General features: G+C 67.4%; 20 protein-coding genes. 10 read left to right on the top strand and 10 right to left on the bottom strand.

From position 1 onward, the window contains the following. Window positions 1-3: 3 nt before the first annotated feature. Window positions 4-780 carry an SDR family oxidoreductase gene (locus WDB66_RS11690; protein ID WP_339398769.1) on the bottom strand — a complete coding sequence of 259 codons (777 nt, stop codon included), beginning with the start codon at window positions 778-780 and terminating at the stop codon, window positions 4-6. Window positions 781-839: 59 nt separating this feature from the next. Between WDB66_RS11690 and WDB66_RS11685 the strand changes: the two genes are divergently transcribed. Both WDB66_RS11685 and WDB66_RS11680 read left to right on the top strand, forming a co-directional pair. After that, window positions 840-1,196 (top strand): hypothetical protein, encoded by a 357-nt coding sequence (locus WDB66_RS11685; RefSeq protein ID WP_339398768.1) that lies wholly within the window; start codon window positions 840-842, stop codon window positions 1,194-1,196. After that, window positions 1,193-1,411 (top strand): hypothetical protein, encoded by a 219-nt coding sequence (locus WDB66_RS11680; RefSeq protein ID WP_339398767.1) that lies wholly within the window; start codon window positions 1,193-1,195, stop codon window positions 1,409-1,411. The genes WDB66_RS11685 and WDB66_RS11680 overlap by 4 nt, the downstream gene beginning before the upstream one ends. Window positions 1,412-1,753: 342 nt before the next feature. On the opposite strand, the gene WDB66_RS11675 is transcribed toward WDB66_RS11680, so the two are convergent. The 6 genes from WDB66_RS11675 to WDB66_RS11650 form a co-directional block, all read right to left on the bottom strand. After that, window positions 1,754-4,258: a DNA topoisomerase I gene (locus WDB66_RS11675; RefSeq protein WP_339398766.1), complete on the bottom strand. Its 2,505-nt coding sequence runs from the start codon at window positions 4,256-4,258 to the stop codon at window positions 1,754-1,756. 13 nt (window positions 4,259-4,271) lie between these two features. Then, entirely contained in the window at window positions 4,272-4,415 is a 144-nt protein-coding gene (locus tag WDB66_RS11670) for a hypothetical protein (protein ID WP_339398765.1), read from the bottom strand. 46 nt (window positions 4,416-4,461) lie between these two features. Continuing rightward, complete coding sequence (locus tag WDB66_RS11665) at window positions 4,462-5,436, bottom strand: RDD family protein (protein ID WP_339398764.1); 975 nt, start codon at window positions 5,434-5,436, stop codon at window positions 4,462-4,464. Between the two features lie 95 nt (window positions 5,437-5,531). After that, window positions 5,532-6,017: a DUF494 family protein gene (locus tag WDB66_RS11660; RefSeq protein ID WP_339398763.1), complete on the bottom strand. Its 486-nt coding sequence runs from the start codon at window positions 6,015-6,017 to the stop codon at window positions 5,532-5,534. A gap of 42 nt (window positions 6,018-6,059) precedes the next feature. Beyond that, a complete protein-coding gene (gene dprA / locus WDB66_RS11655) occupies window positions 6,060-7,238 on the bottom strand; it encodes a DNA-processing protein DprA (RefSeq protein ID WP_339398762.1) in 1,179 nt (392 codons plus the stop codon). Between the two features lie 28 nt (window positions 7,239-7,266). After that, window positions 7,267-8,430, bottom strand: a complete 1,164-nt coding sequence (locus WDB66_RS11650) for a LysM peptidoglycan-binding domain-containing protein (protein WP_339398761.1) — start codon at window positions 8,428-8,430, stop codon at window positions 7,267-7,269. A 190-nt stretch (window positions 8,431-8,620) separates the two neighbouring features. On the opposite strand from WDB66_RS11650, the gene def reads away from it, so the two are divergent. The 8 genes from def (at window position 8,621) to WDB66_RS11610 (ending at window position 18,517) form a co-directional block, all read left to right on the top strand. Beyond that, window positions 8,621-9,130 carry a peptide deformylase gene (def, locus tag WDB66_RS11645; protein WP_339398760.1) on the top strand — a complete coding sequence of 170 codons (510 nt, stop codon included), beginning with the start codon at window positions 8,621-8,623 and terminating at the stop codon, window positions 9,128-9,130. A 66-nt stretch (window positions 9,131-9,196) separates the two neighbouring features. Then, window positions 9,197-10,117: a methionyl-tRNA formyltransferase gene (gene fmt, locus WDB66_RS11640; protein ID WP_339398759.1), complete on the top strand. Its 921-nt coding sequence runs from the start codon at window positions 9,197-9,199 to the stop codon at window positions 10,115-10,117. Next, window positions 10,114-11,472 (top strand): 16S rRNA (cytosine(967)-C(5))-methyltransferase RsmB, encoded by a 1,359-nt coding sequence (rsmB, locus tag WDB66_RS11635; RefSeq protein WP_339398757.1) that lies wholly within the window; start codon window positions 10,114-10,116, stop codon window positions 11,470-11,472. The genes fmt and rsmB overlap by 4 nt, the downstream gene beginning before the upstream one ends. Then, window positions 11,429-11,926: a DUF4390 domain-containing protein gene (locus WDB66_RS11630; protein WP_339398756.1), complete on the top strand. Its 498-nt coding sequence runs from the start codon at window positions 11,429-11,431 to the stop codon at window positions 11,924-11,926. Before rsmB ends, WDB66_RS11630 begins: the two co-directional genes overlap by 44 nt. Further along, on the top strand, window positions 11,884-14,052 hold the full coding sequence (locus WDB66_RS11625; RefSeq protein WP_339398755.1) for a sensor histidine kinase: 2,169 nt from the start codon (window positions 11,884-11,886) through the stop codon (window positions 14,050-14,052). The genes WDB66_RS11630 and WDB66_RS11625 overlap by 43 nt, the downstream gene beginning before the upstream one ends. A gap of 82 nt (window positions 14,053-14,134) precedes the next feature. Next, window positions 14,135-15,496 carry a sigma-54-dependent transcriptional regulator gene (locus tag WDB66_RS11620; protein WP_339398754.1) on the top strand — a complete coding sequence of 454 codons (1,362 nt, stop codon included), beginning with the start codon at window positions 14,135-14,137 and terminating at the stop codon, window positions 15,494-15,496. A gap of 167 nt (window positions 15,497-15,663) precedes the next feature. Further along, a complete protein-coding gene (trkA, locus tag WDB66_RS11615) occupies window positions 15,664-17,043 on the top strand; it encodes a Trk system potassium transporter TrkA (protein WP_339398753.1) in 1,380 nt (459 codons plus the stop codon). Window positions 17,044-17,059: 16 nt separating this feature from the next. Next, window positions 17,060-18,517, top strand: coding sequence for a TrkH family potassium uptake protein (locus WDB66_RS11610; protein WP_339398752.1), 1,458 nt, complete (start codon window positions 17,060-17,062; stop codon window positions 18,515-18,517). A 213-nt stretch (window positions 18,518-18,730) separates the two neighbouring features. On the opposite strand, the gene WDB66_RS11605 is transcribed toward WDB66_RS11610, so the two are convergent. From WDB66_RS11605 to WDB66_RS11595, 3 genes are read right to left on the bottom strand one after another with little or no spacing between them, the layout of a single operon-like run. After that, window positions 18,731-20,368, bottom strand: a complete 1,638-nt coding sequence (locus tag WDB66_RS11605) for a PH domain-containing protein (protein WP_339398751.1) — start codon at window positions 20,366-20,368, stop codon at window positions 18,731-18,733. Continuing rightward, complete coding sequence (locus WDB66_RS11600; RefSeq protein WP_339398750.1) at window positions 20,352-20,864, bottom strand: PH domain-containing protein; 513 nt, start codon at window positions 20,862-20,864, stop codon at window positions 20,352-20,354. The genes WDB66_RS11605 and WDB66_RS11600 overlap by 17 nt, the downstream gene beginning before the upstream one ends. Next, window positions 20,857-21,756, bottom strand: coding sequence for an LpxL/LpxP family acyltransferase (locus WDB66_RS11595; RefSeq protein WP_339398749.1), 900 nt, complete (start codon window positions 21,754-21,756; stop codon window positions 20,857-20,859). Before WDB66_RS11595 ends, WDB66_RS11600 begins: the two co-directional genes overlap by 8 nt. Window positions 21,757-21,853 lie beyond the last annotated feature (97 nt).

Genomic DNA, 21,853 nt, shown 5'->3' with positions numbered 1-21,853 from the left:
GCCTCAGAAGCCGTATCGCAGGAAACCGCCATCCACCGCGATGCATTCGCCGGTGACATAGCTGGCCGCCGGCAGGCACAGGAACGCGGCCGCCGCCGCGACCTCCTCCGGCTCGCCGATACGTCCCATCGGCGTGCGCGCCAGCGCTTCTTCGCGATACTCGGGCAAGGCCAACGGGCCGGCGGTGCGGCGGGTGCGGATGTACCACGGCGCCACCGCGTTCACGCGGATGCCGTCAGCGGCCCATTCGCAGGCGAGATTGCGGGTGAGTTGATGCAGCGCGGCCTTGCTCGCCCCGTAAGGCGCGCCGGTGCGCACATGGGTCAGGCCGGACACCGAGCCGACATTGACGATGGCGCTGGCCGGGTGCTGGCGCAGCAGCGGATAGGCGTAGCGGCAGATCTCGAACGCGGCGAACAGATTGGTTTCAAAGATGCCGCGCCATTCGTCCTCGGCGTAGTCCATCGCGGCGCGCGAGGTATTGGTGCCGGCGTTGTTGATCAGGATGTGCGGCGCGGCACCGGTGTCCTCGACCCAGTCGAACAGAGCCTGACGCTCGTCGGCGATTGCCACATCGGCGGCAAAGGCACGCACGCTGCGCTCGGGAAACTCCTCGGCCAGCTCGGCTTCCACCTGCGCCAGTATATCGCCATCGCGCGCGGCCAGCAGCACATCGGCGCCCAACCCGAGCAGTTCGCGCACCACGGCAAGACCGATGCCGGCGCTGCCGCCAGTGACCAGTGCAGTCTGCCCTGCCAGACCCCAGCGCGGATTCCACATATCACTGCCTCCAGACGCGTCAGGCGGGTAGGATAAGGGAATCGTTCCAGGAACCTGCCATGTCGACCCGTACCCTGCTGCCCCTGTTCTCCACTCTTGGCTTTGGACTGCTGCTCAGCACGCCGGCCTTCGCCGACTGCGCCGATGTGGACGGCTGGAACTACGGGCGTCACGGCAAGACCGCCCAGACGCAGTGCCAAAGCGAATCCTATGCGGAAGCTTTTCGTCTGGGTGAGGCGCTGGCCGAGCTGCAAACCCGCCATGCGGCGCTGGAAAGCCGCATCCAGCCCGATGCCGAAGATGCCGGCGTATTGCGTCGCCAGCAGCGCCAGCTCGCGGTGGACATCGAAGCCATCCACGGCGTCGCCACCCTGCGTGGCTGGCCGGTCGGCACACCGCAGGAGGAAGCGGAATGAACACTGTTCGCACAGGCATGGCGATGTTGCTTGCCGCTGCCGTACTGACCCTTGCCGGCTGCGGCGAAAACGAACCGCCACCGCCGCCAAAGGATGAACACAAGGCATTGCAACGCGCGATCCAGGAACCTCTGGACAAGGCCCGCGCGGTGGAAGGCGAGCTGCAGAAACAGCACGAGGCGATGCAGCGCCAGCTGGATGAGGCCGAACAGTAACCGGCCCGGATGCTGGCCCAGCACGGTCAATCAGCATCCTGAAAAAGCGGCGCGGCCTGCGAATTGATGCCCGGGTATCACCGGGAAAGCCTCATCACGGCCAAAGCCGCTCCTGCAAAAGCTCGGCGCTGTCATAGGCTGGTGATGGCCCCGGACTTGATCCGGAGGAACCCCAACACTGTCGGTCAAAAGCCTGAGAAAACCAACTTGGCCACGAGGTGACGCCTCTGCATCACCGTGAGAGCCTCATCACGGCCAAGACCGGCCCTGCAATAGCGGGAGCCCGGTGTGAGTCACCGGGCCCATCTTCGCGCAGGTTGAGGGCAGCGCTGCCGGGCCGGCTCAGTCGGCGCCGGCTTTTTTGGCCGCGGCCTTCTTTGCGGCGGCTTTCTTCACCGCCGTCTTTTTCGCTGCGGCCTTCTTCGCAGGAGCCTTCTTGGCGGCCGCCTTCTTGGCCGGGGCTTTCTTCGCTGCGGTCTTCTTGACCGCCGCCTTTTTCACTGCGGTTTTTTTCACCGCCGCCTTCTTGGCGGCGCCCTTGCGGCCGAAACCCTTGCGTGCCGGCTTGCCGGTTTCGGCCATCAGCTGCTGGACTTCTTCCAGCGTCAGGCTGGCCGGTTCGCGGTCCTTGGGAATCTTGCCGTTGAGTTCACCGTCGGACAGGTAGGGGCCGAAGCGGCCGTTGAGCACCTGGATCGGCGAGCCCTCGAAGGTCTTGATGATGCGGTTGGCGGCGATCTCTTCCTTCTCGCGGATCAGGAACAGCGCGCGGTCCAGTTCGATGGTGTACGGATCGTCTTCCTTCTTCAGCGAGGCGTAGGTGCTGCCGCGCTTGGCGAACGGGCCGAAGCGGCCGATCGCCACCGTGACTTCCTCCTCGCCATCCATGCCCAAGGTGCGCGGCAGTTTGAACAGTTCCAGTGCCTCGGGCAGGGTGATGGTGTGGATGCTTTGTCCCGGGCGCAGCGAGGCGAAGCGCGGTTTGTCCTCGTCCTCCTTGGTGCCGATCTGGGCGAACGGCCCGTAGCGGCCCAGGCGCACACTGATCGGCTTGCCGCTGACAGGGTCCTCGCCCAGCACGCGCGCGCCGGTGGCCTCGGAGCGGTCGACCGACTCGCTCTTTTCGTCCACAAGCGCCTTGAACGGCTTCCAGAAGCGCGCCATCAGCGGCACCCATTCCTGTTCGCCGCGGCTCACCGCGTCCAGCTCGTCTTCAAGCTTGGCGGTGAAGTCGTAGTCGACGTAACGGGTGAAGTGGCCGGACAGGAAGCGCGCCACCGCGCGGCCGACATCGGTCGGGCGGAAGCGGCGTGAATCCAGATAGACGTATTCCCGGTTCAGCAGGGTCTGAATGATGCTGGCGTAGGTGGACGGACGGCCGATGCCGTATTCCTCCAACGTCTTGACCAGACTGGCCTCGGAATAGCGCGGCGGTGGCTCGGTGAAGTGCTGGTTGGCCAGGATCGCCGCCAGTGGCACGGTCTGGCCCTGGCGCATCGCCGGCAGCTTGCGGCCTTCGTCGTCATCCTCGGCAGTGCGCGTGTCCTTGCCTTCTTCATACACCGCCAGAAAGCCCGGATCCACCACCGTCGTGCCACTGGCGCGGAAGCTGTCCTCCGGGCCGGCTTCCAGTTCCACCGTCACGGTGTTGAGTGTGGCGTGGATCATCTGGCAGGCGACCGCGCGCTTCCAGATCAGTTCGTACAGGCGCGCGCCATCGGGATCCAGATAGGCGGCGACCGCCTTTGGCGAACGCAGCGCGGACGTGGGACGGATCGCCTCATGCGCTTCCTGCGCGTTCTTGGACTTGGCCTTGTAGACATTGGCCGTGGGCGGCAGCGCGTGCGCGCCGAAATCACGCAGGATGGCCTGGCGCAGTTCCTCCACCGCTTCCTGCGACAGGTGGGTGGAGTCGGTACGCATGTAGCTGATCAGGCCGACGGTGCCTTCATCGCCCAGCGCCACGCCTTCGTACAGCTTCTGCGCCACGCGCATCGTGCGGCTGGTGGAGAACCCGAGCTTGCGCGCAGCTTCCTGTTGCAGCGTGGAGGTGATGAACGGCGGTGCCGGGCGGCGCTTGCGCTCCTTGCTCTGCACCTGGCCCACAGCCAGTTCGCCGCCAGCCAGCGCCAGCAGCCGTGCGCGTGCCGCCTCGGCATCGGTTTCGTTGGTGAGGTCGAACTGTTCGAACTTCTTGCCAGCCAGCTTCACCAGACGCGCCGTGAACGGCTGTACCGGATGCGCCATGTCGGCCTGGATGGTCCAGTATTCGCGCGCGACGAAGGCTTCGATTTCCTCCTCGCGCTCCACGATCATGCGCAGCGCCGGCGACTGCACGCGGCCGGCCGACAGCCCGCGCTGTACCTTGCGCCACAGCACCGGCGACAGGTTGAAGCCGACCAGGTAATCCAGCGCGCGGCGCGCCTGTTGCGCGTTGACCATGTCGGCGGAGACTTCGCGCGGGGCCGCCATGGCTTCCTTGATCGCACGCGGGGTGATCTCGGTGAACACCACGCGGTGCAGCGGCTTGTCGCCGACCAGCCCGCGTTCTTTCAGGATTTCGCCGATATGCCAGGAAATGGCCTCGCCTTCGCGGTCCGGGTCAGTGGCCAGATAGAGCGCCTCGGCGCCCTTGGCGGCCTTGGCGATGGCATCGACATGGCGCTCGTTCTTGTCGATCAGGTCGTAGCGCATCGCGAAATCGCGCTCCGGATCGACCGCGCCTTCCTTCGGCACCAGATCGCGCACATGGCCGTAGGAGGCCAGCACCTGGAAATCCTTGCCGAGGTATTTGTTGATCGTCTTGGCCTTGGCCGGGGATTCGACGATGAGCAGATTCTTGGGCATGTCGCCTTCTTGTTCAGTGGAAACGCTGCGCTGTCGGCGCAGCCGGTGGATCGCGGGCCGCGACACCATCCTCGTCCGGCCGCGACTTGTCCAGCGCAGCCGGTGCCTCGTCAGGCCGGGCCATGCGGCACAGGACCCGGTTATTTAGTGAAACCATGCCGTGCACCGGGCTGTCAAGGAACACCCGATGGCCGTCGCCGTGCTCAATGGCACCAGGACGGAAGGTTTTCCACCCCGGACGTTGCGCTGCAATACCAGCGGCCGCTGTCGACATCCAGCTCCAGCATGAACTGGCGCTCGACCGTGCCACGCAGCGGCGGCATCCAGACCGAAATGCCGCAGAAACCCTGATCGAATTCGTCCACCACGATGCGGTTGATGCCGATGCCGGTGTCGGCGTAGGCCTCGGCGGCCAGGAAGCCCTGGCTGCCGTTGTCCGGGCAGGAGCCATCGCGTTGCAGCGCATCCTCGACCTGGCTGCGCAGCGCCTCGACCGGCACCAGAACCTGCGCGAACCGGGCGCGGCCGGTGTATTCCTGATAGGCCGGCAGTGCGATCGCGGCCAGTATCCCGAGTATCGCGATACCGATCATCAGCATCATCGCGATCACAAACACGATGACGCAGCCACCCAGGGTGCGCTGCTGGCGCTCGGGGAATTCGGTATAGGCCCAGCGATCGACCACGAAGGTGCCGGCAACCAGATCGTGCAGGGCCTGCTTCTTGCCGGTGAACGCGGCCATCAGGAAGCCGATGTACAGCGTCACATAGGACAGCAACGCGGCGAACCAGCGGCCCAGTGCATGCGCGAACGAGAGCCGCCCACCATGGGCGTTGACCACCTTGATGCCCAGCGCCATCTTGCCCAGCGTGGCCTGGTGGCGCGAGCTTTCCATCAGCGAGAAATACAGTCCGGCGGCGGCGTAATAAAGCAGCATCACGCCCAGGTAGGCGGCCACGAACCAGCCGGGCGGATCCTGCGCATCCACCTGCGAGAAAAGATCCAGCCCGCCGGCGATGCCGAACACCATCATCAACACGATCAGCAGCGCGTAATAGGCCACGCCCAGGATCAGCTGGTCCAGAAACAGCGCCGCCCAGCGCCGTAGAAAGCCGGCCTGCACCACATCGTCCTGGCGCCCAGGTTCGCGGCCAGGTTCCATCCACTGCTGTGTCATGTGTTTCCCCGGATGCAAAGGATGCGGCCAGGGCCGCACCCGTTCGAACCTCGATCATGGCCGCACGGGCGGCGTCAGCTTTCGTGCCGGGTGCCTCAATGCACCGGCTCGCCCTCGTCCTGGAACATGAAACTTTCCATCCACGCGAAGGCCGCTTCCTGTCCGGGCTGGTTGAACAGCACCATCAGCACGACCCATTTGAGGTCGTCCAGATCCACTTCGTCCTGATCCAGCGCCATCGCGCGTTCGACCACGCACTCGTGCTGGGTGGCATCAAGGATGCCGTTGTCGAGCAGGAACATCAGGAAGCCGCGGCATTCCACGTCCAGCCGTTCGGCCTCCAGTTCGGCATACAGCCGCACCGGGCCGGGCACGGAGGCATCGTCGCGTTCGGGCTGGAACACCATGCGCTGCGCCGCCAGCGCATCGAGCCAGTCGAACGCCTTGGAGACTTCAGCGGGGGTGAAACCGGCCTGGATCACGCCGGCCTGGAGCGAGTCACGGTCCCGGACCGCATCCGGGTCGTCGTAGAAGTAGTTCTCGAACAGGTACAGCAGTACGTCCAACAAGGTCTCTTTCATCCATCCTCGGCTTGCGCCCGCGGCCGGGTGCGTCGTGGGACGTCAGGGCTGGCGGAGCGCGTAACGGCCGTGCGCGGCGGAAACCCGCCCGTCCAGTTCCATGAGGATCAGCATGGAGGATAGGGTGTCGACCGTCAACCCGGTCCGCTGCGCCAATACGTCGATCGGCACCGGATCGTGACCCAGTGCCGCAAGCAGCCGGTGGTAATCGGGATCCAGTTCATCGCCTTGCGCCGACGTATCCGCAGTTTCCCGCTCCGGCACGGCACCGGCGGCTGGCCCGGGCTCCAGCCGGCCACGCAGCGCCTGCGCCAGTTGCGCGGCCTGTGGCGCCAGTGCGTCGATGATTTCCTGCGCGCCTTCGACCAGCGCCGCGCCATCGCGGATCAGGCGGTGGCAGCCACGCGCCATCGGGTTGTGGATCGAACCTGGCAAGGCGAACACCTCGCGCCCGGCTTCGGCCGCTTCGCGCGCGGTGATCAGCGCGCCACTGCGCTGCGCCGCCTCCACCACCAGCGTGCCGAGGCTGAGACCGGCGATGATGCGGTTGCGCATCGGGAAGTGTTCACGTTGCGCGGGCGTGCCGGGCGGGTACTCGGTAACAATGGCGCCATTGGCCGCGACCGCATCGGCCAGCGCGCGGTGACGGGCCGGGTAAACCAGATCCGGCCCGGTCGCGACCACGGCGATGGTCGGGCGGCCTTCGTCCAGCGCGGCCTGATGCACGCAGGCATCGATGCCGTCGGCCAGCCCGCTGGTGACCACCAGCCCGGAGCGCGCCAGGGTGCGGGCGAAATCGCGCGCATTGGCACGCCCGCCATCGGTCGGATTGCGACTGCCGACGATGGCGATTTGCGCGAACCACAACCACTGCGGGTCGCCATCGATGAACAGCGCCGCCGGCGCGCGCGGCGCACGTTGCAGCAGTGCGGGGAAATCCTCGTGATCGCAGCCGAGCAGATGGTGGCCGGGCAGATCCAGCCAGGCGTGGTCGGCGGCGATGCGTTCAAGATCGGGATCGAGCAGCCACTGGATCGCGGCGGCCGGTGCGCCGGCGGCCTTGAGCTGCTGGCCGTTGGCGCTGGCCACGGCCTGGATCGAGCCGAAATGTTCCAGCAGTTGCCGGATGCGGATGCCGCCCAGGCCGGGCGCGCGCAGTACGCGCAGCCAGGCATCGCGTTGCATCAGTTCAGGCGTGGCATCGACCGGCAGTATAGGCAAGGCGACCTGCCCCTGGGCTCCCGACCGCTCAGAGGCGATCGGGGGCCTTCAGCACATCGTCGAGCTGGACCGGACGGATGCCGTCCATGACCAGACCGTAGCTGACCTTGTCGAAGGTGCGGAAGATCATGACGTGGCCGGCGAACTCGTCCGGCAGCGTGACCTGGTTGCGCTTCATATTGGCCGCCATGCGGTGCTTGTGGCGGATGTCGTCGCGCACGGTCGCACCCGGGTTCCAGATCGAATAGACCTGCCCGTTGCGCACGCCTTCACGCGCACCGACCGAGATTGCGACCACGTCGTGACGGCCGCCGAACTGCAGGTGATCGGTCACCGCCAGGATGCGGGCGTTGTCCGGCACCTGTTCGGGCGCATGCGGATAGAAGCTCAGGTCGTAGGGGAATGGCTCGTACGGCATCAGCAGATCGCCATCGCGCACTTCGTGCCCACCTGGTGCCACCAGGATGGTGTTCGGATCGCCCAAGTGGGTGACGTGGCCCTGGGCCACTTCGATCACTTCCCAGCCCAGCGTTTCGAAACGGCGGCCGGTCACATAGTGATGGGCCCAGCGGATGCTGTTGTTCTTCGGCTCCAGGCCCTTGGCCGTACTCCATTCGTCGCGCCGCACGATCGGCTCGCGCTCGGGGCGCTTGTCGGTCGCGGTCGGCATGCTGGCGTAGCGCAGCGTCGGGCGCACGATCGATACCCGCTGACCCTGCTCCAGGCCCTCGCCGCGCACGTAGATGACCTGGCCCTCGGCGCTGCGCAGGCGGTTTTCCTCGAACCCGAGCACATACGGCAGCCGCTTGTAGTCGTCCTCTTCCAGCACGTGCTGGTTGCGCAGGAAGTCCTGCACCTCGGACAACGGCACGGCCGGGATCGGCAGCGATTCGGCACGCACCTGCGGCGACAGCCGGTTGACGCTGAGCGCCGGCTGGCCGCTGCCCAGATAGGCCAGGCTCAGCACATCGCCCGGATAGATCAGGTGCGGGTTCTCGATCTGCGGGTTGGCCTGCCAGATTTCCGGCCACAGCCATGGCTGATCGAGGAAGCGCTTGGCGATGCCCCAGAGCGTGTCACCCTTCTTCACCACATAGGTGTCGGGATGGTCGGCACGGAGCTCGACCGCGACGGCATAGGTGGCGAAGGTCAACAGCGCCGCGGCGGAAACTGCAAGAAGTTTTTTAAGCATGGCTTCCATCTACCTGATTCCCCAAGCAGGTTTGCCCCCTGAAGTGGCGACGAATATAACGGAAATCCGGAGCGATGCGAAACCATCCGGCGTTTTTTCCTCCGATCGGCCGCCAGCGGGCACTACAATGACGCCACGGACGCCCCCGCGCCGCCTTGCAAACCCTGCCTCCAGCCCGCATCTTGCCGCCATGGCCAAGCTCACCATCCTAGAATTCCCGGACCCGCGCCTGCGCACCGTGGCGCGCGAAATCGATCCCGCCGAACTGGACGACGGCTTCCGCGCCCACATCGCGGACATGTTCGAAACCATGTACGACGCGCCGGGTATCGGCCTGGCCGCCAGCCAGGTCGACGACCACCGCCGCTACATGGTCATCGACGTGTCCGAAACGCGCGACGAGCGCCTGGTGTTCGTCAACCCGCGCATCGTGGAACGCGAAGGTGAACAGGTCTGCCAGGAAGGCTGCCTCTCGGTCCCGACGATCAATGCCGATGTGACCCGCTCCGAGCGGATCGTGGTGCAGGCGCTGGACGAGCACGGCACGCCGTTCGAACTGGCCGCAGACGGCCTGCTGGCGGTCTGCATCCAGCATGAGATGGATCATCTGCTGGGCAAGCTGTTCATCGATTATCTTTCGCCGCTCAAGCGCGACATGGTCAAGCGCAAGCTGGCCAAACTGCGCCGCAGCGCGGCCTGAGCCACCCGCATCCGTTGCTCCACAGCGCGCGGCTTGCCCGCGCGTTGTCATTTCCGAAGGAATCAGATGTCGCTCCGATTGCTGTTCGCCGGCACCCCCGATTTCGCCGTACCCTCGCTGCGCGCCGCACTGCAAGGTGGCGACGTGCTCGCCGTGCTGACCCAGCCCGACCGCCCCGCCGGGCGCGGGCGCCAGCCGCAGGCCAGCCCGATCAAACAGGTCGCACTCGAACACGAGGTGCCGGTGCTGCAACCGCAAACACTGCGCGATGCCGATGTGCAGGCGCAGCTGGCGGCCTTCGCGCCGGACCTGCTGATCGTTGTGGCCTACGGCCTGATCCTGCCGCAGGCGGTGCTGGACATCCCGCGTTTCGGCGCCTGGAACGTACACGCCTCGCTGCTGCCGCGCTGGCGCGGTGCGGCCCCGATCCAGCGCGCGATCGAAGCCGGTGATACGGAAACCGGCGTCTGCCTGATGCAGATGGAGAAAGGTCTGGATACCGGCCCGGTGCTGCTGCGCGCGGCCACGCCGATCCATCCGGACGACACCGGCGGCAGCCTGCACGACCGCCTTGCACAACTGGGCGCTGAAACCCTGGCCAAAGGTCTGACACAACTGTGCCAGGGTGGCGCGGCACTGCCTTCCGAAGTCCAGGAGCACGCGCAGGCCACCTACGCGCACAAGCTCGACAAGGCCGAAGCCAAGCTCGACTGGCAGCAGCCGGCAGCCGGGCTGGCGCGCAAGGTGCGTGCGTTTTCGCCGTGGCCGGTGGCTGAGGCCCTGCTGGATGGCGAGCGCCTGCGTATCCATCGCGCCGTCGCGATCGAAGGCGCTGGCGAACCCGGCCAGGTGATCGCGGCCGGGCGCGAGGGCATCGACGTGGCCTGCGGTGAAGGCGCGCTGCGCCTGCTGAATGTGCAGCGCGACGGCGGCAAGGCGATGGCCGCCGCCGATTATCTGAACGCACGCCCGCAGCTGCGCCGATGAAGCCTTCCGACGGCGCTACGGTACGCGCGCTCGCCGCCGGCGTCATCGCCGCCGTGCGCTTCGATGGCCGCTCGCTGAAGGCTGCATTGCCTGACGCCTTGTCGCGTCTGCCCGATCCGCGCGACCGCGCGCTATGCGAGGCGATCTGTTTCGAAGCGGTGCGCTGGCTGCCGCGCTACGAATTCTGGCTGACGCGCCTGCTCGAACGTCCGTTGCCGCGTGCCGCGCACACGATCCATGGCCTGTTGCTGGCCGGGCTGGCGCAACTGGACGCGATGCAGCTGGCCGACTACGCCGCGATCTCGGCCACCGCCGAAGCCGCGCGCACGCTGCGCCAGCCGCGACTGGTCGGGCTGGTCAATGCGGTGCTGCGCCGTTTCATGCGTGAACGCGAAGCACTGCGCCGCGCCGCGCAGGCCGATGTTGAAGCCGCCTACGCGCACCCGCGCTGGCTGATCGACGCGCTGCAGCGCGACTGGCCGCAACAGGCCGCCACCGTGCTGGAGCGCAATCTGGAACAGGCGCCGATGTTCCTGCGCGTGAACCTGCGGCGCGGCCCGCGCACCGCGTATCTGGCCAAGCTGCACGAAGCCGGCATCGAGGCCATTCCGGCAGATGACCTCGCACCGGCTGCGCTGCGTCTGGCGCGTCCGCTGGCACCGACCACGCTGCCCGGCTGGCACGAAGGCGAGATCTCGGTGCAGGACCTTTCCGCCCAGCTCGCCGCAACGCAGCTGGACGCGCAATCCGGCCAGCGCGTGCTCGACATCGGCGCCGCACCGGGCGGCAAGACCGCGCAGATCCTGGAAACCTTCCCCGATCTGGCCGAACTGGTCGCGCTGGATGTGGACGCGACGCGCCTGTCCCGGATCGAAACCACGCTTTCGCGGCTACGGCTGTCGGCCAGCTGCATCGCCGGCGATGGTGGCGATCCACAGGCGTGGTGGGATGGCCGCCCATTCGACCGCATCCTGCTCGATGCGCCGTGTTCGGCCACCGGCGTGATCCGGCGCCAGCCGGACATCAAATGGCACCGCCGCGCCGACGACATCCCGGCCCTGGTCGCGCAGCAGGCACGGCTGCTGGATGCTGCCTGGCCTATGCTGCGGCCGGGCGGGCGTCTAGTCTATGCAACCTGCTCCGTGCTGCGTGACGAGAACGACCGCCAGATCGATGCCTTCCTTGCGCGCACCCCTTCGGCCCAATCGCTGCCACTGCCCGAGGCGCTCGGACAGCGTGCCGGTGCCGGTGCCCAGCGCTTCCCGCAGACCGATGGCGGCGACGGTTTCTTCTACGCGCTGCTGGAAAAGCGTGGCGCTGGCGATGACGCTGGCGCTGCTGACCGGTTGCGCTGATCCGCCGCCCGACCGCGCCACGATCACCAGCGCCCGCACCCTGCCCGGCGTTGACGGCCTGCAGCTGGAACTGACCCAGCGCATCGACCTGTCGCAGGCAATGCGTGATGCACTGGACCACGGCATCGCCCTGCGTCTGGTGTACCGCATCCGGGCCTGCGGCCAGACGCGACAGCAGGCCTTGTGGCTGCGCCACGCACCGCTGAACCGGCGCTACGAGCTGCAACGCGAAGACGACACTGAAGTGCGTGGTTTCGCACGCCTGCCGGCGCTGGTAGCGGCGCTCGACCGGGTCCGCCTGCCGCTGGATCTGCCGGCCGACGCGCAGTGCGAGGGCCAGGTCGCGGTGCATCTGGATCCGGCTGCCCTACCCACGCCGCTGCGCTTTCCGGCCTTGCTGGAACCGGAACAATGGCGCCTGGATTCGGCGCCGATGCCGTGGGCCGCACCATGAACCGGCTGCGCCACCAATGGCCGCTGCGGATCGCACTGCCGCTGGCACTACTGGCGCTGCTGCTCGGCGGCTTGTACGTCGTGGCCGATGCGCAGGGCCTGCAACCAGCCTATTCGCGCTGGTACCCGGCGGTCTTCATCGCCACGCTGCTGGCCCTGCTGCTGCTGACGCTGGCGATCATCCAGCAGCTCTGGCGCCTGCGCCGGCAATTGCGGCGCGGCGAACCCGGCGCCCGCCTGAGCCGGCGGCTGCTGATGCTGCTGGTGCTGCTGGCACTGCCACCGCTGCTGCTGGTCTACGGCTTCGGCGCGCGCTTCATCACCTCCACCGTGGACTCCTGGCTGCCAGCCAACAGCGTGCCAGCGCTGCAGGATGCCCTGGTGCTCGGACAAAGCTATCTGGACGACCATATCGGCCAGGCGCGCAACACCACCGACCGCATCGCCGCGCAACTGGCCGTGGTTGGCGATCTCGGGCTGGATCTGGCGCTGGAAGACGCATTGGATGCGCATGGCGCACGCCAGCTGGCGGTATTCGAATCCGATGGCCGCCTGCGCGCGGTGGCCGCCGATGATCCAGCGCTGTTGCTGCCCGGACCGCCGCAGGACGAAGCCCGTCTCGCGCTGCGCAACCGCTCGCTCTACAGCGCCACCGAGCGTGTCGGCGAGGGTCTGCGGATTCGGGTGCTGGCACGCTTGGGCGCGGATCGCAGCCTGCAGGCGCTGTTCGACCTGCCCGACGACACCGCCGCTCGCGTGCTGCGTGTGGAAGCAGCGGTGCATGCGGCAGCACGGGCGCAATTCCTGCGGGAGTCGCTGAAGGTCGCCTTCATCCTGATCCTGAGCCTGGTGCTGGTGATCTCGCTATTTGCCACGGTGCTGGTGTCGTTCGGGCTGGCGCGGCGGCTGGTGGCACCGATCGCGCGGCTGTCCACCGCAACACGGCTGGTGGCCGAGGGCCGCTTCGACGCGCAGCTGCCGGAAGGTCAGGACGACGAGCTGGGTTTTCTGGTGCGCTCGTTCAACCGCATGACACGCGAATTGGAACTGGCGCGCGCCCGCGCCAATGCCAGCGCCGAGGAAACCGAACGCCAGCGCGCCTTTCTGGAAACCGTGCTGGCGCACCTGTCCTCTGGCGTGCTGGTGGTCGACGGCAGCCTGCAATTGCGCAGCATGAACGCCGCCGCGCGCCAGATGCTGGGACTGGCACCCGACCGACACGGCACCTGGCCCTTGACCGAACTGCGCCGCATCGCGCCACGCGCCGCACCGCTGGTCACGGTGCTGCTGCAACGCCTGCGTGAGGGTGCGCGCGAATGGCGCGAGGAAGTCGCGCTGGACTCGGACGATGACGGTCCGCGCGTGCTGCTGCTGCGCGGCGCACGCCTACCGGACGAAGGCGCGGTTGCGGTCTTCGACGATGCCACCGTGATCGACCGCGCGCGCCGCGACGCGGCCTGGGCGGAAGTGGCTCGGCGTCTGGCGCACGAAATCAAGAACCCGCTGACCCCGATCCAGCTCGCCGCCGAACGCCTGCGCCGGCGCGTGCTGCCCAAGCTCGACGAGGACGACGCCCAGGTGCTGGACCGCGCCACCAACACCATCGTGGCCCAGGTCGATGCGCTGAAAACCATGGTCAACAGCTTCGGCGACTATGCCCGCCCGCCCTCACTGGCACTGCTGCCGCTGGATCTGAACACGCTGGCCGGCCAGGTGCTGGACCTGTACGAACACGACCAGCGCCTGCTGCTGGTGCGTGATTTCGCCGATTCCCTGCCGGCGGTCACCGCCGATGCCGGCCGCATCCGCCAGGTGCTGCACAACCTGATCAAGAACGCGATCGAAGCCGGCGCCGAACGCAGCCGCAGCCGGATCGAAATCAGCACCCGCGAAGTTTCCGAACGCGACCGGCGCTTCGTCGAACTGACGGTCGGCGACGACGGCCCCGGCCTGCCGGAAGGCTTCGACATGCACTGGTTCGAGCCCTACCGCAGCACCAAGCCGCGCGGCACCGGCCTGGGCCTGGCGATCGTGGCGCGGATCGCGCAGGAACACGGCGCGCAGTTCTTCGCCCGCCACCGCGACAACGGCGGCGCCTGCTTCGTGCTGCGCCTGCCGCTGGCCTGACACCAGCGCCATTTCGCCGCACTGCAACGGCCCGCCGCCCGGCATTGGGCGTAGACTGTAGCGCCGCCACAACGACCGTCCCATGCCTGCCCACATTCTGGTCATCGACGACGAGCCGGACATCCGTTCCGGCCTGCGTGACATCCTCGAAGACGAAGGCCATCGCGTCAGCGAAGCACAGGATGCCGCCGCCGCGCGCGCGCTGCTGGCCGATGCCGCATTCGACGCGGTGCTGCTGGACATCTGGATGCCCGGCACCGATGGCATCGCGCTGCTGCGCGAATGGGTGACGGCCGGCGAATTGCCGCAGCCGGTAATCATGATGTCCGGCCACGGCACGGTTGAAACCGCGGTCGAGGCCACCCGTCTGGGCGCTTACGATTTCATCGAAAAACCGATCGCGCTGGCCAAACTGCTGATCACGCTGGAGCGTGCGCTGGAAGCCCAGCACCTGCGCCAGGCCAACCGCCAGTTGCAGCGCCAGGTCGGTTCGTTGTTCGAGCCGGTCGGCGAGTCGCCGGCCTTCCAGACGGTACTGGCGCAACTGCGGCGTCTGGCTGAACGCGATGCGGCCCTGCTGCTGCGCGGCGAAGCCGGCACCGGCAAGGAATCGCTGGCGCGCTGGGTGCACGGCAACAGCAATCGCCGCAACGGGCCGTTCATCACCGTGGCCGCCGGCGCAGTGCCCGACGAACAAGCCGCGATCGCACTGTTCGGAAGCGAAGGCGCGGAAGGCGTTTCCGCCGGCCTGCTGGAACAGGCCAACAGCGGCACGCTGTATCTGGACGAAATCGCCGAGCTGGGCGCGGAACTGCAACTGCGCCTGTCCAGCGCATTGGAACGCCGCCAGGTATTGCGCGTCGGCGGCCGCAGTCCGGTGCCGCTGGACGTGCGCGTGATCGCCGCCAGCTCGCAGGATCTGGAAGCCGAACGCAGCGCCGGACGGCTGCGCGACGAACTCTATTTCCAGCTCAACGTGCTGCCGATCAAGGTGCCGGCGCTGCGGGAGCGCGGCGAGGACATCGGTCCGCTGGCTCAGCATTTCGACCGCATTTTCGCCGCGCGCGACGGCGTGCCGCCGCGCCAGTGGCCGGATGCGGTGCTGGAGCGGCTGCGCCAGCACGACTGGCCCGGCAACGTGCGCGAACTGCGCGGCCTGACCCAGCGCCTGTCGCTGCTGGGCAGCGGCGAAGTGCGGCTGGACGAAATCGAACCGGCACTGCAGGGCCAGGCGGTGCGCAACGATGCGGCCACGCAGGAAAACGTCGTGCCACTGGATCTTTCCCAGCCACTGCGCGAAGCCCGCGACGGCTTCGAGCGCGCCTATCTGCTGCGCCAACTCGCCAATGCCGGCGGCAGCGTCGGCAAACTGGCGCAGCTTTCCGGCATGGAACGCACCCATCTGTATCGGAAGCTGCGGGATTTGGGGATCAACAAGGAATAAGGGAATCGGGAGTGGGGAATCGGAAAAGCGAGGGATCCGGGAATGCGTGATTTTCTGCGGCAACCAGTTCCAAAAAAAGCGCATGACCGATGCGCGGCAACATCCTGCGCCCAACGCATGGGCCGCTTCTACCATTCCCCACTCCCAACTCCCCATTCCCGGCTCCCATGAAAATCCTGATCCTTGGCGCCGGACAGGTCGGCGCGTCGGTGGCGGCGGCGCTGGCGTCGGAAAACAGCGATATCACCGTGGTCGACAATCACGAGCAGCGCCTGCGCGATCTGTCCGAACGCCTCGACATTCGCACTGTGCTCGGGCACGCCTCGCTGCCCAGCGTGCTGGACAATGCCGGCGCCGGTGATGCCGATCTGGTGATCGCGGTGACCTCCAGCGACGAGGTCAACCTGATCGCCTGTCAGGTCGCCGACACCCTGTTCAAGACCCCGACCAAGATCGCGCGCCTGCGCCAGACCGAATACCTGCAACACCCGGAACTGACCGCACGCCGTGGCAGCACCGTGGACGTGGCGATCAGCCCGGAAGCCCTGGTGTGCCGCCATGTGCAGCGTCTGGTCGAACATCCGGGCGCGCTGCAAGTGCTGGATTTCGCAACCGGCCAGGTGCAGCTGGTGGCGGTGCGGGTGCAGCACGGCGCGAAGATGCTGGGCCAGCCGATCATGCAGCTGCGCGACATCCTGCCGGCCGGCGTCGATGCGCGCGTGGCGGCGATCTACCGCCACGGCCGGCCGATCTTTCCGGAAGCCACGACGCGCATCGATGAGGACGACGAAGTCTTCTTCCTCGCCGACCGGCGCCACACACGCGCGGTCATGGACACCCTGCGTCCGGGCGGAAAACCGGCGCGGCGCGTGCTGATTGCCGGCGGCGGCAACATCGGCGTGGCGCTGGCCACGGCGCTGGACCAGCAGTTCAACGTCAAGCTGCTGGAGCGCTCGCGCGAGCGCGCCAAGACCATCGCCGAGGACGTGCAGAACTCCATCGTGCTGGTCGGCGACTGCACCGACGAAGACTTGCTGCGCGAGGAAAACATCGACCAGACCGATGTCTATTGCGCGCTGACCAACGACGACGAGGCCAACATCCTGTCCGCGATGCTGGCCAAGCGCATGGGCTGCCCGCGCGTGATCGCACTGATCAACCGCCCGGCCTATGCCGAACTGGTGGAGGGCGACAGCAGCATCGACATCGCGATCAGTCCGCAGCAAGTCACGCTTGGCGCACTACTGACCCACATCCGCGCCGGCACCATGGTGCGGGTGCACAGCCTGCGGCGCGGCATGGCCGAAGCGATCGAAGCAGTGGCGGTCGGCGATGCGCGCACCTCGCGCGTGATCGGACGCGGGCTGGATGAGCTGGACCTGCCAGAATCTGCCAATGTGGTCGGTGTGGTGCGCGGCGAGAAGCTGCTGATCGCACACCACGATGTGATCGTGGAGCCCAACGACCACCTGATCGTGTTCCTGCTCGACAAGCACGATCTGGCCAAAGTGGAAGCCGCGTTCCGCGCCGGCGCCACTTGGCTCTGAGCACCGGAACCCGACGATGCTGCCGCGCCGCTTCCTCGTGATCCAGAAAGTGCTGGGCGCACTGCTCGGGCTTTCCTCGCTGTTCTTCGTGCCGCCGCTGACGCTGGCCATCGCGCTGCGCGAGGACACCGTGGTCGCGTTCGCCGAAACCTTCGCCTGCGCCGCCCTGCTCGGGCTGGCGCTGTGGTGGCCGGTACGACGGCTGCGCTACGAACTGCGACTGCGCGACGGTTTCTTCATCACCACTTTCGCGTGGCTGCTGGCCGCGGCCGTGGCCTCGATCCCGTTCATGCTGGCCGAGCCGCGCCTGGCGCTGACCCAGGCCATGTTCGAAGCCGTTTCCGGGCTGACCACGACCGGGGCCACCACCATCGATGGCCTCGACCACCTGCCGCGCAGCATGCTGCTGTACCGGCAGTCGCTGAACTTCTACGGCGGCATGGGCATCGTGCTGCTGGCGGTGGCGATCCTGCCGATGCTCAAGGTCGGCGGCATGCAGCTGTTCCGCGCCGAGGCCACCGGGCCGGGCAAGGACACCAAGCTGACGCCGCGCATCGCCGGCACCGCCAAGGCGCTGTGGCTGGTGTATCTGGGCCTCAACGTGCTGTGCGCGCTGGCCTACTGGGCCGCCGGCATGAACCTGTTCGATGCGGTCTGCCATGCGCTCTCGACCGTGGCCACGGCCGGATTTTCCACGCACGACGCCAGCTTCGGCTACTGGAACAACCCGATGATCGAAGTGGTCGCTATCGTCTTCATGCTGGTGGGCGGGATCAATTTCGGCCTGCATTACGTGGCGTGGAACCGCGCCACGATGGCGCCGTACCAGAAGGACACCGAACTGCGTTTCTTCACCCTGCTGGCATTGGCCGCCACCGCTGCGATTGCGCTGGCGCTGTGGCTGGGCGGCGAAATCTCCGGTCTGGCTGGTGCCATGCGCCGCGCCGCGTTCCAGGCGGTGTCGAACCTGACCACGACCGGTTTCACGCTGGGTGATTTCAGCCTGTGGCCGGGATTTGCGCCCTTGCTGCTGATCATGCTGGCCTTCATCGGCGGCTCCTCCGGCTCGACCTCGGGCGGCATGAAGGTGGCGCGCGTGGTGATGGCGGTGCGCCAGGGCGCGCGCGAGGTCAAACAGCTGGTGCACCCGAAGGGCCAGTTCATCGTGAAGATGGGGGGACGGCGCGTGTCCGAGCGCATCGTGCTGTCGGTCGGCGCGTTCTGCACGCTGTACCTGCTGTGTTTCATGGGCGTGATGCTGGCGCTGACCGCCACCGGCATCGACCTGGTCACCGCGTTCGCCGCCGCCGCCGCCTCGATCAACAACCTCGGCCCCGGCCTGGGCGAAGTCAGCGTGCACTTCGGCACGATGCCGCCGGCGGCGGTGTGGATCTGCTCGTTCGCGATGATCCTGGGCCGGCTGGAAGTGTTCCCGGTGCTGGTGCTGCTGGCGCCTTCGTTCTGGCGGGAGTAGCAGCCGGGTGGCCGGCGCGCGCCGGTTTTGCCGTGAAACTCAAAGCTCCCGACCTGTCCGCAGGTGAGTGGCCCGGGCAAGGCGCAGCCGCACCCGGGGCAGCGTTATCGGGCAGGCCAACCCCGGGTGCGGCTGCGCCTTGCCCGGGCTACGTGGTCTGGTCTGGCGTGCGGGTTATGGTGCGCGTAAGGCACGGGCACTGCGTGCGGGCCACTACCACTGCCACGGGGTTCTGGCCAGATGCGTGGCGAGGCGGCGGTAAAGGGCGCGGGCTTCGTTTTCCGGCAGGTGGATCAGGTGCAGGCGGTGGCCCATCGGGTGTGCGCCGGCGGTGTCGGCGCGCAGGCTGGCCATGCCGTGGCGGCGGTCGAACGGAGATTGCACCAGTCGCAGGCCCTGGAGTTTTTTGATCCGGGTGAAGGACATCCGCCGGTCGAGCCAGCCGCTACGCCAGACCAGAAAATCCCCTTCCACCGCATAACCTGCCGCACGGGCCTGACACCGCGCCAGCCAGATCCAGAACGGGATCAGCGCCAGCAACAGCAGCGCCATCAAACCAATCAGATACAGCAGCACCGCGCAGGCGAGCAGCGTCAATACGCACGGCACCAGACACAACCGGCGCCACGCGCGCGGATGCAGCGGGCGGAATTCGAAGCGCCCCGGCCAGTGCGGCAGCCAGTGACGCAGCAGTGCTTCAAGCGTGTCCGGGGCCGCGATCGGCACCAGTTCCGACACGGTCTGCTGCTCGTTTCCGACGCGCAGCGCGGCGGTTTCCACACGCAGCGAGCTGCGCCCGAACAGCCGCAGCACCACGCCCTGGCGCAGAGTCCAGTGCTGGATGCGGCGCAGCGGCGCACTGGCACGAACGCGGGTCAGCAGGCCGCGTTCGACCGACACGCGCGGGCCGGCCTGTTCCAGCATGAAACCGAAGTTGGCCAGCAGCGTCATCACCAGCCCCAGCACGCGCCCAGCAATGACCGCCAGCAGCAACAGGACCAGCACCAGCGCGGCCCAGATCGCCACCGACATGCCGAGCGCAAGCAGCCACTCCACGCCATGGCGCGGCCATTCGCCGAATTTTTCCCACAGCGCATCCCCACCGAACTGCATCAGCGCGCCGGCACCGGCAGCCAGCAGCACGGTGCCGCGATTGGACGCCAGACCCAGCTTGAGAAGCTCGATCAGCGGCAGCCGCAGCAACACCCGGGTCGCCGGTGCGGCTGATTCTTGCTGTGCAGCGGGCGTCGCATCCGCATCGTTTTCAACGGCGGAATCGGCTGGAGAAACTCCGGCCCGGACCGCACCGCGATGGTGTTCGACCAGCCGCTCCAGTGCCGCCGCATCGGCCAGCGACAACACCCGCATCTGGGCTTCGGGCTCATCCCCGCCGACCGCCGATTCCAGCCGCACTTCGGCCACGCCGACGATCTGGTGCAACAGGTTGCGGTGCAGCGCGACCGACTGGATGCGCGCCAGCGGCACATGCCGCACATTGCGCTGGAACAGGCCGGAGCGGATCACCAGCTCATCGGCATCGATGCGGAAGCGATAGGTGAAATACTGCGCCACCGCCGCCAGCGTCATCACCGCCACCGCGACCAGGCCCCACCATTGCCAGCTGTCCTCGTTGCGCCCGAACACCAGCAGCGCGATCAGCGGCAGCGCGAAACCCTTGATCTGCAACAGCAGCACGAACAACCACGACAGCGGATGCAGGCGGCGTTCGTGGCCGGCGCCCAGCCGTGCCTGATCGGCATCCACCACAGCATCGGCATCACTTGCTGCGCCGATCACCCCGGCAGGCGTTTCCTCATGCGGTATGCGCGGGGTGTCAGAGGACATCGTCATCGACCCGGATCAGCGCATCGCGCAGCGCGGTGGCACGTTCGTGCGGCAGACCGTTGAGGGTGAGTTTTCCCAGTTCGCTGCCTGCGGTATAGACCCGCAGTCCGGCCAGCCCCAGACGCCGGTCCAGCGGGCCTCGATGCAGATCGATGTGCTGCACCCGCGAGCGCGGCACCAGCGTATCGCTGCGCCACCAGACCCCGCGCTGGATGCGCAGCCCCAGTGGCCCCAGCGCATAACGCATCCGGCGCCAGCGCGCGCCGGCATAGAACCAGGCCGGCAGCGGCATCAGCAGCAGCACCAGCGGGATCAGCCAACGGAACAGTACGCCCGGCAGTTCCAGCTTCACCGCCAGCGGCACCAGCAGCATCAGGGCGAACACACCGAACAGTTCGAAGCCGATCAGCGCGCGCAGCCGGAAGCCCCAGCGTGCGCGGGGATCCAGATGTTCGAATTGTCCGTTCGCACCGGGCGTGGCGGCAGGTGTGGATTCAGTCATATCGGATCGGCTCCGCGTTTTCCGGACGGATCGTGAAGCGCTTGTAGCTCCACTGGTACTGCGCCGGCACCAGCGCGATGCAGCTTTCGACCGCCGCATTGAGTGCGGCGGTGGCGATGGCCGGATCCGCATCCGAAAGTGCCGCGCTTGCCGGCAGGATGCGGATGCGGAAGCCGTCGGCATCCGGCAGGCGTTCGGCGAAGGCCATCAGCACCGTGGCACCGGTGCGCTGCGCCAGACGCGGCAGCAGGGTCATCGTCAGCGCCGGAATGCCGAAAAACGGCGCGAATTCGCCATCGCCACGCTTGGGTTGCTGATCGGGCAGGATGCCCACCATGCCGCCCTCCTTCAGGATCCGGAACAAGGTTCGAACCCCGGACGCTTCGGCCCGCACCTGGGTGACACCCGGCTGCCCGCGTGCGCGCCGGATCAGCGCATCGGCCCAGTCGGCACGCGGCGGCCGATAGACGATGGCCAGCGGCGAGCGCGAGGCCAGCCACTGGTTCAGCAGCTCCCAGTTGCCCAGATGCGGAGCCGCGATCAGCGTACCGTTGCCGCTGGTCAGCGCCGCATCCAGCAGTTCACCGCCGACCACTTCCCGCACCAGACCCAGATGGCGGGTCGAAGGACGCGTCCACAGGCGCAGGGTTTCGGTGAGCGTGCGGCCGGTTTCCACCAGATTTTGGCGCCACAGCGCCTGCCGCTGTGCCAATTCCATCTGCGGGAAACACAGCTCCAGATTGCGCCGTGCCACGCGCGCCTCGCGCAGGCCGAGCAGCCCGACCAGACGCCCCAGCGCACCGCCCAGCCCGCGCTGCCAGCGCATCGGCAAGCCACCGGCCAGCCACACCAGGGCCCAGACCACGCGGGCCTTGATCACCGAACCACTCATGGCAAAAGCACCGCGGCGCGCCTGCCTGCCGCCGCCACTTGCAAGGGCATGGCTGCACCTTCAACGAAAAGGGCCGCTAGTATGGCGGCTTTGTTGG

The organism is Denitratimonas organivorans, from assembly GCF_037478135.1.
Lineage (GTDB): Bacteria > Pseudomonadota > Gammaproteobacteria > Xanthomonadales > Xanthomonadaceae > Denitratimonas.
This window is presented reverse-complemented; position numbering and strand designations above follow the sequence as displayed.